Raw genomic sequence first — 10331 nt, 5'->3', positions numbered from 1 at the left:
CCGCTGGGGTTTCTGCTTCACCGCCGACCGCCCGCCCGGAGTACTCCGTTGAGGTCTTACACCAGCTCCACAGACAGATGCCGTCAGCCCGACGGCCAGAAGGCTCTTCGCCGCGTTCACATCGCGGTCGTGGGTCATTCCACAGTCACACGTCCACGTACGGACGTTCAGCGGCATCCTGCCCTGCAAGGCGCCGCAGGTCGAGCACAGCCTGGAGGAGGGGAAGAAGCGGTCGACCGCGATCACTTCGCGGCCGTACCACTGCGCCTTGTACTCCAGCATGCTGCGGAACTCCGACCAGGCCGCATCGCTGATGGCCCTGGCCAGCCTGCCGTTCTTCATCATGTTCCGGACGGTCAGGTCCTCGATCACGATCGTTTGGTTCTCACGAACGAGCCGAGTGGTGAGTTTGTGCAGGTGATCACGCCTGCGGTCAGTGATGCGGGCGTGCACACGGGCGACCTTCCGGCGGGCCTTGGCCCGGTTCGCCCCGTCACCCCTGGCCCTACGGGCGAGCTGCCGCTGAGCCTTCGCGAGACGGGCCCGGTCCTTGCGCTCGTGCCGAGGGTTGGCGATCTTCTCCCCGGTCGAGAGGGTCAGCAGGTGGTCCAGGCCGACATCCACGCCGACGGCGTTGCTACTGACAGGCAGCGGCCGGACGGAGGGGTCCTCGCACAGCAGGGACACGAACCAGCGTCCCGCCGTGGAAGCAGCCGGTCCCGGGGACCGGGCCGACGGAGTCTCCGCCAGGAGTGACCGAGCGGTTCCGTCGCAGGTGTGGCCGGACCGGGCGCCCACTCACCGCCCGGCCTCTACCCGGAGGCGAGAACGCGCTCCACCTCGGTCATCTGCTCGCCCGTGAGCGCGCCCTTCTCCAGCGCCCCGGCGTTCTCCTCCGCCTGGGCGACCGACCGGAAGCCGGGGATCGGCACGGTGCGCGGACTGCGCGCCCACAGCCAGGCGAGGGCACCCTGGGCGAGGGTGCGCCCCTCACTGGTGAGGACGTCCCGCAACGCCTCGACCCGCGCGAGCCACTCCGGGTCCGCGCCCGACCCCGCACCGAACCCTCGCAGCCAGGCGGGTGGCCGGCTGCGGATGTCCCCCTCCGGGAGCGTTCCCCGCCCGGCGTGCTTCCCGGTGAGCAGGCCCATCGCGAGCGGACTGCGGTTGACGGAGGCGAGATCGGCCTCCTCGCAGAGCCGGAGCATCTCCGGCGCGTCGGCGAGCACGTTCAGCGCGTGCTGCACGGCGGTGCAGTGCGGCCCCCTCGCGAACACGGCGGCCCGCTCCGGGTCGTCGGTGCTCCAGGCGTACGACCGGATGAGCCCCTGGGTCACCAGGTCCTCGCAGGCGTCCCGCAGCCGGGCCGCCCGTCCCATGCCGGCTTCGGCGAGGTGGAGTTGGTAGAGGTCGATGTACTCGGTGCCGAGCCGGCGCAGTGAGGCGGTCAGGGCGCGGCGGAGGTGTTCCGGGGAGTCGTCGCCGCCGGTGAGGGTGCGGGTGTCCGGGTCGAAGAGGTTGCCCCACTTGGTGGCGACGACGACCTCGTCCCGGCGGCGGCCGAGCGCCCGGCCCAGCACCTCCTCACTGTGCCCGGTGCCGTAGACGTCGGCGGTGTCGAAGAAGGTGACGCCCAGGTCGAGGGCGCGCCGGATCGCCCGTACCGACTCCTGGTCGTCCACCGTGCCCCACCCCAGGGGCTGTCCGCCGGGGTCCTGCCATTCGCCGCCGATCGCCCAGCAGCCGAACCCGACGGCGCTGACCTCGATACCGCTGCGGCCCAGTGTGCGTGTGGTGTCCATGGCCAGGAACGCTAGGACTTCGAGCGCGCGCGAACGCAAGCCACAGGGCGACCGCCCTCAGCGGCACGGGCACCCCGACGCGACTTCGGGACCCTCTCCGTCGATGTCGAGGGCCGTCCCGTACAGCCGGTCCACCTTCAGCCGGATGACCATCCTGCGTTCGGCGACCAGTTCCTCCAGGAACGCGTCCTCGTCCTCCGGCCGCGCGGATTCCGGGATCATCCCGAGGAGCTCCCGTCCGACGGCGTCACCGGGGACCGCGGTGATCCCGGAAGCCTCGGCCTCGCCCTCCGCGACGGCGTACGACCACACGTCGCCGCCCTGCACATGCAGCGCCGCCCGGGGGTCGTGCCGTAGGTGCACCACCTTGATCCGGTCGGCCGTCGTCGAGAACCGCACGATACGGGCGTCGGGGTCCCAGCTGTAGACCATGGTCGTCAGATGGCCACTGCGCTTGACGGTGGCGAGCGTGCCGAACCGCTGCTTGCCGAGGAGGTCGGAGAGGGCCTCGTCGGAGAGAGGTCGAGGGCCCGGTCGTTGTGTCATGCCGTGACCAACACCCCAGGCCGCATGGCGATTCCAGCATGCCGCGGCGAGATCATGTCGTCCGCGTCCGGGGCGTGACACCCACGTCCTCTCCTCCGTCCCGTCGGCGCCGTGCCAGGTCGTGGGCCGCCTGCGGCCATGTCGGGTGGGTGAAGGCGAAGCTGACCGGCACATCGGCGACGACGGTCCGCCCGTCGACGGTCACGTCCGCGCGGGCCGCGCAGTTCGCCCAGTCCTTGGTCGCGGTCACGTCGAACAGCCGGGTCAGCGACGCGGCCATCTCCCGCAGCACGTCCTCGCCCTGCACCTGCACCCGCGTCGACTCGGGCGGCAGCTGCTCACCCTCCTCGTCCTTCGGCTGGTACGTACGCGAGATCCCGGCCAGCAGCGCCGGCTTCTGCACCCTGTGGTGCGCTGCGGTGATGTCCTGGAGCGACTTGCTCTTGACACCCTTCTCGACCGCGATGATCTGGTTCAGCTTCGCCATGTCGGCTCCCCCTTCGAACACCAGGAAACCTACCGGCCGGAAACTCTCGGTTCAGCCCATTTTCCGCGGCCCGGCGTTCACCGACACCTCGTGGGCACCAGGGAGCGGGCGCGTCGTTCCTCCTGCCGGTACCGGTCCGGGTTCGTGACCCGGTACTGCTCGATGCGCTGGTGCGGCACCCGGCCGTCCCCGACCGACGTGAGGAACACCCGCTGGAACTCCAGTCCCTTGAACCGGTGCATGGTGCCGATGCGTACGGTCCCTCATATCCGGCGCACGCCTCGCGCCGGAGACGCGGCCAGCCAGGTCAGGAGGTTCTGGCGCCGCTGTGGAACACGGGGATATCGCCGTCGCCCATCGGCTCCGTGGGGTGATCGAGTACGGGCTTCTCCGTGACCGGCGACAGTACGGCGACCGGCCGCCCGTTCCTGGTCACCGTGATCCGCTCGCCGCGCTCGGCGGCGGCAAGGTACTTCGAGGCGTTCCGGGTGAACTCACGCGCGGTCGTCTCCATGTGCATGTGGTGCACGGTATCGGGGGTGCGAGCGGTCAGGGGCCGAGGTCGATGAGGCGTACGGACCGTCCCTTCCACGTTTCGGGTGCCGTTGTGGCGATGACCGCACCGTTCGGCCGCTCCGCCGTCGGCTCGGCGGCGTACCGGGTGTGGGCCGGGGCCCAGGAGGTCTCACGGGCCACGGCGAGCGCGGCGGGCAGGTCCAGTTCCAGGACGGTGATGCCAGGGAGCGCCGCGAAGTGCTCCGCCGTGCCCGGCCGTACGCGGTCGGCCGAGACCAGGGCGCAGGCAGGGGCGTAGAGGAACCAGCCCGCCTCGGCGTGGGCGCGGTGGATCAGCCGGGAGGCGAGCGCGTTGCCCTTCCCGGCCGCGACCATCGCGGTGTCGTCGAGGACGATGTGCAGGGGTTCGGCGGTCACCTGGCGCCCGCCTCACTCAACCGCCGGTCCAGCTCCGCGTCGAGACCCGCCCGTTCGCTCGCGCTCGGGTCGTAGCCGTTCCACTCGCGCAGGGCGGCGCGGGCCTGCTCGGCCCTCTCCGCACGCTCCTCGGGGGTGAGCAGCGTCTCCGCAAGGTGCGAGAGGTAACCCCGCAGGGACATGCCTTCGGAAGAAGCTATCCGGGCGAGCCTGTCTCGGGCCTCGGCGGGGATGCGGACGTTGGCGTCGGACATGATGCCTCCTTCGTACCGGACGATCAGAGTACGGGTACGGATACGTACCCGTCCAGTGCCCGTGATCACGAGGCCACCCGTCCAGCCGTGATCTCATGCTCCGCCCAGACCGTCTTGCCCGGGCCGTCCGGGCGTGGGTGCCAGTCCCAGCTGGTGGCGAGCGCGGTGACCAGGAGGAGGCCCCGGCCGGTTTCGTCGACGGCGGGGACCTCAGGCTGGAGGGCGCCCGGTCGGGGCGGGACTCGTTCACCCCGGGTGTCGGTGACATCGATGCGGACGGTGGCGGGGCGCGGTCCGGCGGGGAGGAGTGCGAGGCGGAGGTGGAAGTCCCGGCCGGGGACGGTGCCGTGCAGCACGGCGTTCGCGGTCAGCTCGGCGGTGATCAGCACGATCGCGTCGTGGTCGTCGGTGCCGTACGGGACGCCCCAGGCGTCCAGGCGGACGGCCACCAGGTGGCGGGCGAGGCGGGCTCCGCGCGGGGTGGAGGTGAAGCGCATCGCGAAGGTGCGGGTCGCCGGCGCAGGTGCGGGTGGGGTGGTGCCCAAGTCGGATGTGGGGGTGGCGAGTCGGCCGGGGCCGGTGAGGCCGGCGGGGTTGTTCAGCATGCCGACTACGGTCCCGTTGGTCGCGTAGCGTGACCAGTGGTGACGCACCGACGCGGGCTGCTGTACGCGACATGTCGGCGCGAGGACGAAGCGTGCGGCGTGACGTCGTCCCCGGCGGGCGCGTTGGGCCGGAAAAGGCGGTGGTCCGTGACGAGGCGTACGGGTGCGGACACCCTGGCGGGCGGCGGGGACGGCGGAACGGTCGTGAGCGTCGGGGACGGGTGGGAGAGCGACGACGGTGGGGGCGGTGTGTGCCGTCCCGAGGACGGCGGTGGGAAGGGTGTGATCGCCGCGTTCGGGCAGACCCTGAAGACGCTGCGGCTGCGGGAGGGGCTGGACCGGGCGGAGTTCGGGAGCCGGATCGGGTACTCGGCGGCCACGGTCGCGTCGTTCGAGCAGGGGCGGAGGATTCCGTCGCCCCCGACGATCGAGCGGGCGGATGAGGTGTTGGGGGCGGGTGGGCTGCTGTGCGTGTGGAAGGAGGAGGTGGAGCGGGCTCAGTATCCGGTGTTCTTTCAGGGGATGGCGACCTTGGAGAAGGAGGCCATTGAGCTGCTCGCCTACGACACGCTTGTCGTCAAGGGGCTGCTCCAGACCGAGAATTACATGCGGGCAGTGCTTGCGATGCGGCGCCCGCCCCTGGACCAGGAGACCACCGAACAACGGGTCGCGGCCCGGTTGGCCCGGCAGGACATCTTCGACCGGACCCCCTCACCGCTGTTGAGCTTCGTCATGGATGAGTCGGTACTACGGCGTCCGTACGGCGGGGCGGACGTCCTCCGAGGACAATTGGAGCACCTGCTCCTGGCCGGTCAGATGCGTAACGTCGAGATCCAACTCATGCCGGTCGGAGCCGAGGACAACGCGGGCGTGAACGGGCCGTTCACTGTTGTCACACGCAAGGACGGCAAGAGGTTCGTGTACGCCGAAGCGCAAGGCATTGGTTCCTTGCAGACCGACCCCGAACAAGCGACTCTCGCACACGCGCGCTATGGGATCATCCGATCACAGGCTCTCTCGCCACGAGAGTCACTGGAGATCATCGAAGGGGTGCTGGGATCGCTATGAACAACGCTGAATCCTCAACTGTCGCCTCCCACCTCGCCTGGTTCAAGAGCAGCTACAGCGGAACCGAGGGCGGCGATTGTGTGGAGGTCGCAACCGGTACGGCAGGTGTGCACGTCCGGGACTCCAAGGCCGCCGCCGGGCCCGTCCTCACGGTCTCGCGCGACGCGTGGGCGGGGTTCGTCGGGCCGGCCTCCTCGGAGCAGAGAGTCTGACACTCGTACGGTCGCGAGAGCCCTGCCGGTTCCTTTCGGACGGCAGGGCTCTCCTGTGCAGCAGGCGCGCCAGGGGCGATATTCAGCCGATACCCGCTCCCCCGCCGGTCGGTCACCCGGCACCCTGTCGTACCTGATGGTTGATCAATAACCTTGTGCGGTACACCACATGACGAGCACAGGGAGCCCCATGTCCACCGCCCAGCAGGTGCCCGACATCCTCTCGCCCGAGTTCGCCGCCGACCCTTATCCCGCCTACCGCGTCATGCGCGACACCGCGCCCCTCATCTGGCACGAGGCCACCCAGAGCTACGTCGTCTCGCGGTACGAGGACGTCGAGCGCGTCTTCAAGGACAAGGCCGGGGAGTTCACCACCGACAACTACGCCTGGCAGATCGAGCCCGTGCACGGCAAGACGATCCTCCAGCTCAGCGGGCGGGAGCACGCCGTGCGCCGGGCGCTCGTCGCGCCCGCCTTCCGCGGCAGCGAGCTGGAGCAGAAGTTCCTGCCGGTCATCGAGCGCAACTCGCGCGAGCTGGTCGACGGCTTCCGGCACACCGGATCCGCCGACCTGGTCGCCGACTACGCCACCCGCTTCCCGGTCAACGTCATCGCCGACATGCTGGGGCTGGACAAGGGCGATCACGACCGCTTCCACCGCTGGTACACGGCCGTCATCGCGTTCCTCGGGAACCTGTCGGGCGACCCCGGGGTGACGGCGGCGGGCGAGCGGACGCGGGTGGAGTTCGCCGAGTACATGCTGCCGATCATCCGGGAACGGCGTGACACCCCCGGCGACGACCTGCTGTCCGCGCTGTGCGCCGCCGAGGTCGACGGGGTGCGGATGAGCGACGAGGACGTCAAGGCGTTCTGCAGTCTGCTGCTCGCCGCCGGCGGGGAGACCACCGACAAGGCCATCGCGGGCATCTTCGCCAACCTGCTGCTCCACCCCGAACAGCTCGCCGCCGTCCGCGCGGACCGCTCCCTGATACCGCGGGCCTTCGCCGAGACTCTGCGGTTCACCCCGCCCGTCCACATGATCATGCGGCAGTCCGCGACGGAGGTGAAGCTCAGCGGCGGAACCATACCCGCCGGAGCCACCGTCACCTGTCTGATAGGTGCCGCCAACCGCGACGAGAGCCGCTACCGCGACCCCGACCGCTTCGACATCCTCCGCGACGACCTCACCACCACGACCGCGTTCTCCGCCGCCGCGGACCATCTCGCCTTCGCGCTCGGCCGGCACTTCTGCGTCGGCGCGCTGCTGGCCAAGGCGGAGGTGGAGGTGGGCGTCGGTCAGCTCCTCGACGCCATGCCGGACATGCGGCTCGCCGACGGGTTCGAGCCGGCCGAGCAGGGCGTGTTCACGCGCGGACCCCAGCGCCTCCCCGTGCGCTTCACCCCCGTGAGCGGCTGACCCGGCCGGCGGTCCACGCGGGCGCTCCGGCCCGTACGGTGGTGATCCCCGTACGGGCCGCTCCCAGCCGGCTGCCCGTAACCGGTCGGCCCCGGACCACACCGGACCGCGTTGCGGGCCGGGCCTTGCCGAGGGAGCCGGAAGGGCGCGCTACTGCATCACCGGCGTGAACCGCACCGGCAGTGCGTCGAGGCCGCGCATCCAGATCGACGGACGCCAGCTCAGCTCCTCCGGCTCCGCCGCCAGCACCAGGTCGGGCAGCTGTTCCAGCAGTGTCTCGACCGCCGTCCGCGCCATCACGTCCGCCAGCAGCGGAGCCGGGTAGGGGCAGCGGTGTTCGCCGTTGCTGAACGACAGGTGCGCGGCGTTCTCCGCGCCCACGTGTCCCTCGGGCCAGATCTGCGGGTCGGTGTTGGCCGCGGCCAGCCCCAGGACCAGGCAGTCACCGGCCCTGATCTGCCGGCCGCCCAGCCGGACGTCCCGTACGGCCCACCGCCCGATGAAGTTCTGCGTCGGTGTGTCCAGCCACAGCACCTCGTTGAGCGCCTCGCCGACGCTCAGCCTGCCGCCCGACACGTTCACGGCGAACCGCTCGTCCGTCAGCAGCAGACGCAGCGTGTTGCAGATCCAGTTCGCGGTCGGCTGCTGCGCCGCCGCGATCACGGAGATCAGGTCCTGGACGATCTCCTCGTCGGTCAGGCCGGCCGGGTCCGTCAGCATGCGCGAGGTGACGTCCGGGCCGGGGGCGGCCCGCTTGTCCTTCACCAGCCGGCGCAGCCGCTCCCCCACCCTGCCGTACGCGGCCACCGGGTCGTCGCCCTCCCCCGCGTCCAGGGAGATCCGCAGGTCGTCGACGAGCCGGCGGGTGTCCTCGCCCGAGGTCGGCATCCCGCACATCTGCACCACGGCGCGCATGGGCAGAGCGTGCACGAAGTCCGCCATCAGCTCCGCCTGGCCGCTGCCGGAGAACCGGGCGATGAGGTCGTCGGCGATCAGCCGGCAGTCGTGGGACAGCTCGAACTGGTCGACGCCCTCCAGCGCCTGGGTGATCACTCCGGCCCGCCGCCGGTGGTCCTCGCCCTCGGTGAACAGCACCGACGGCTGGTATCCGACGAAGGGCATCAGCGGCCAGTCCGGCGGGATGTTCTCCCACTGGTTCCAGCGGCGCGAGTCGCGCGCGAACAGCTCGTCGTGGCTGGTCACATACGTCAGCTCGGAGTAGCCGAGGACCAGCCAGGCGGGGATGTCGCCGTCGAGCAGCACCGGTGCGACCGAGCCGTGTTCCCGGCGCAGCGCGCGGTAGAGCTGCGACGGCGTCTGCTGGTACTCGAGCCCTCCCAGGCGTACCGCGCCGGCGTGCGCGGGACAGCCCGGGGGCGCGGGGGGCGCGGAGGGGTAGCCGGGGTCGGTCACAGTGTCGCCTCCTGGGCGATGGCCATGGCGTGCAGGTGGTTGACGAGGGTGATCAGCACGTCCTTGCCGGACCGGCGGACCCGCGCGTCGCAGTCGACCATCGGCACGTGTGCGGGCAGGGCGAGCGCCTGGCGGATCTCGTCCAGGGAGTAGCGGTCGGTGTCCTCGTCGAACCGGTTCACGGCCACCACGAAGGGCGTGCGGTGGTGCTCCAGCCTGTCTATCGCGTACCAGGAGTCGTCCATCCGGCGGGTGTCGACGAGGACGACGGCGCCCAGGGTGCCGGAGAACAGCCGGTCCCACAGGAACCAGAAGCGCTCCTGGCCGGGCGCCCCGAACAAGTACAGGACCATGCGGTCGTTGAGGCTGATCCGCCCGAAGTCGAACGCGACCGTCGTGGTGGTCTTCGCCGCCACCGCGCTGGTCTCGTCGACTCCCACGCCCGCCTGGGTCATCACCTCTTCGGTGTTGAGCGGCCGTATCTCGCTCACGGAGCGGACCAGAGTCGTCTTGCCGACGCCGAACCCGCCGACGACGACGATCTTCAGACCGGTCTCTGCGGTGTCGTTCAGCGGTGTGCGGTGGGAGGGCAGCTCAGAGGTTGCGGAGCCCATGGAGCACCTCTTGGAGTAGAGCGGAATCGGGCATGGCGGCGACGGACGGTGCCGCGCGCGGGTGGCGGGCGGTGATGCGGCCCGTGTCCAGCAGGTCGCCGAGCAGGATCCGCACCACCATGACCGGCAGCCCGAGTTCCGCGGCGATCTCGACGAGGGCGGTGGGGTGCCAGCACAGTTCCAGGATCCTGGCGTGCTCCGACTGCATCCCCGGCACCGGTCCGGACTCGCTGACGATGAGGGTGACCAGGTCGAAGGGCTCGTCGGCGCGGCTGCGTCCGCCGGTGACGGTGTAGAGCCGGTCGGGGTCCCCCGTGTCGACGGGTTTACGCGTCACGAGGCGCCGCTCACCGCTGCCTGGTCCCGCGGTTCCGCCCGCAGGTGCTCGCCGATCTGCTCGACCAGCTCGGTCATCTGGTGGCCGACGACGCCGGGGTCGGCGTCCTCCCCGGCGATGACGGCGAGGTGTGCCCCCGCACCGGCCTCCACGATGAACAGCAGGCCGCCGTGGAACTCGGTCATCGACTGCCGGACGCCGCCGGTGCCGTCGCCGAACTCCACGGAGGCGCCCTGGGCGAGGGCCTGGATGCCGGAGCAGATCGCCGCCAGCTGGTCGGCCCGGTCGAGCGTCAGGTGCTCGCTCCAGCAGAGCTTCAGGCCGTCGCGGGACAGGACCAGGGCGTGCCGTGCGCCGGGGGTCTGCTCCAGGAGACTGTGCAGGAGCCAGCTGAGGCTGTTGTCGGTGGTCTGCATGATGGGTGTCGGGTCGGTGGTGTCCGGCTGACCGGCCACCGGCCCGTTCCTCCTATCTCACGAAATCGAGCGGGACGGGGCGCCGTCGCCCCGGACTCCGTACGGGCGGGAATGGACTACGGAGCCGTCGGCGGCTCGGCCTCGGGGCGCGCGCCCGGTCCGGCTCCGGGGCGCGTGCCCGACCCGGCTTCTCCGGGGCGCGTACCCGACCCGGCTTCTCCGGGGCG

Annotated in this window: 14 protein-coding genes and 2 pseudogenes; 3 read left to right on the top strand and 13 right to left on the bottom strand. The window is 70.8% G+C overall.

Annotated elements, in window-relative coordinates:
• From B9S61_RS16770 to B9S61_RS16730, 9 genes and pseudogenes are all read right to left on the bottom strand, one after another.
• Positions 1-705 (bottom strand): annotated as a pseudogene (locus tag B9S61_RS16770) (RNA-guided endonuclease TnpB family protein); the annotation flags it as partial.
• Between the two features lie 107 nt (positions 706-812).
• Positions 813-1802, bottom strand: coding sequence for an aldo/keto reductase (locus tag B9S61_RS16765; RefSeq protein WP_103542988.1), 990 nt, complete (start codon positions 1800-1802; stop codon positions 813-815).
• 57 nt (positions 1803-1859) lie between these two features.
• Positions 1860-2348 (bottom strand): pyridoxamine 5'-phosphate oxidase family protein, encoded by a 489-nt coding sequence (locus B9S61_RS16760; RefSeq protein WP_103542987.1) that lies wholly within the window; start codon positions 2346-2348, stop codon positions 1860-1862.
• Between the two features lie 157 nt (positions 2349-2505).
• Positions 2506-2835 (bottom strand): annotated as a pseudogene (locus tag B9S61_RS16755) (hypothetical protein); the annotation flags it as partial.
• A 77-nt stretch (positions 2836-2912) separates the two neighbouring features.
• Entirely contained in the window at positions 2913-3086 is a 174-nt protein-coding gene (locus B9S61_RS16750; protein WP_258039690.1) for a 3'-5' exonuclease, read from the bottom strand.
• 56 nt (positions 3087-3142) lie between these two features.
• Positions 3143-3355 (bottom strand): type II toxin-antitoxin system Phd/YefM family antitoxin, encoded by a 213-nt coding sequence (locus B9S61_RS16745; RefSeq protein WP_181007394.1) that lies wholly within the window; start codon positions 3353-3355, stop codon positions 3143-3145.
• Between the two features lie 29 nt (positions 3356-3384).
• Positions 3385-3753, bottom strand: coding sequence for a hypothetical protein (locus tag B9S61_RS16740; protein ID WP_103542990.1), 369 nt, complete (start codon positions 3751-3753; stop codon positions 3385-3387).
• An 11-nt stretch (positions 3754-3764) separates the two neighbouring features.
• Entirely contained in the window at positions 3765-4022 is a 258-nt protein-coding gene (locus B9S61_RS16735) for a hypothetical protein (protein WP_103542985.1), read from the bottom strand.
• Positions 4023-4087: 65 nt separating this feature from the next.
• Entirely contained in the window at positions 4088-4627 is a 540-nt protein-coding gene (locus B9S61_RS16730; RefSeq protein WP_181007393.1) for an ATP-binding protein, read from the bottom strand.
• A 204-nt stretch (positions 4628-4831) separates the two neighbouring features.
• Between B9S61_RS16730 and B9S61_RS16725 the strand changes: the two genes are divergently transcribed.
• From B9S61_RS16725 to B9S61_RS16715, 3 genes are all read left to right on the top strand, one after another.
• Positions 4832-5695 carry a helix-turn-helix domain-containing protein gene (locus tag B9S61_RS16725; protein ID WP_374936218.1) on the top strand — a complete coding sequence of 288 codons (864 nt, stop codon included), beginning with the start codon at positions 4832-4834 and terminating at the stop codon, positions 5693-5695.
• A complete protein-coding gene (locus tag B9S61_RS16720; protein WP_103542982.1) occupies positions 5692-5907 on the top strand; it encodes a DUF397 domain-containing protein in 216 nt (71 codons plus the stop codon). Before B9S61_RS16725 ends, B9S61_RS16720 begins: the two co-directional genes overlap by 4 nt.
• Positions 5908-6097: 190 nt before the next feature.
• Positions 6098-7324: a cytochrome P450 gene (locus B9S61_RS16715; RefSeq protein ID WP_103542981.1), complete on the top strand. Its 1227-nt coding sequence runs from the start codon at positions 6098-6100 to the stop codon at positions 7322-7324.
• 150 nt (positions 7325-7474) lie between these two features.
• On the opposite strand, the gene B9S61_RS16710 is transcribed toward B9S61_RS16715, so the two are convergent.
• The 4 genes from B9S61_RS16710 to B9S61_RS16695 are packed head-to-tail and all read right to left on the bottom strand — an operon-like array spanning position 7475 to position 10104.
• The gene (locus B9S61_RS16710) at positions 7475-8737 is read right to left on the bottom strand and encodes a cytochrome P450 (RefSeq protein WP_103542980.1); all 1263 of its coding nucleotides are present in this window, start codon (positions 8735-8737) and stop codon (positions 7475-7477) included.
• Positions 8734-9351, bottom strand: a complete 618-nt coding sequence (locus B9S61_RS16705; RefSeq protein ID WP_103542979.1) for an ATP/GTP-binding protein — start codon at positions 9349-9351, stop codon at positions 8734-8736. The genes B9S61_RS16710 and B9S61_RS16705 overlap by 4 nt, the downstream gene beginning before the upstream one ends.
• A complete protein-coding gene (locus B9S61_RS16700; RefSeq protein ID WP_103542978.1) occupies positions 9332-9688 on the bottom strand; it encodes a DUF742 domain-containing protein in 357 nt (118 codons plus the stop codon). Before B9S61_RS16700 ends, B9S61_RS16705 begins: the two co-directional genes overlap by 20 nt.
• A complete protein-coding gene (locus B9S61_RS16695; protein ID WP_103542989.1) occupies positions 9685-10104 on the bottom strand; it encodes a roadblock/LC7 domain-containing protein in 420 nt (139 codons plus the stop codon). Before B9S61_RS16695 ends, B9S61_RS16700 begins: the two co-directional genes overlap by 4 nt.
• Positions 10105-10331 lie beyond the last annotated feature (227 nt).

Origin of the sequence: Streptomyces sp. SM1 (genome assembly GCF_002910825.1) — a bacterium.
Classification (GTDB): Bacteria; Actinomycetota; Actinomycetes; order Streptomycetales; family Streptomycetaceae; genus Streptomyces; species Streptomyces okerensis.
Note: the sequence above shows the minus strand (reverse complement) of the source record. Positions and strands in the feature narration are given on the sequence as shown.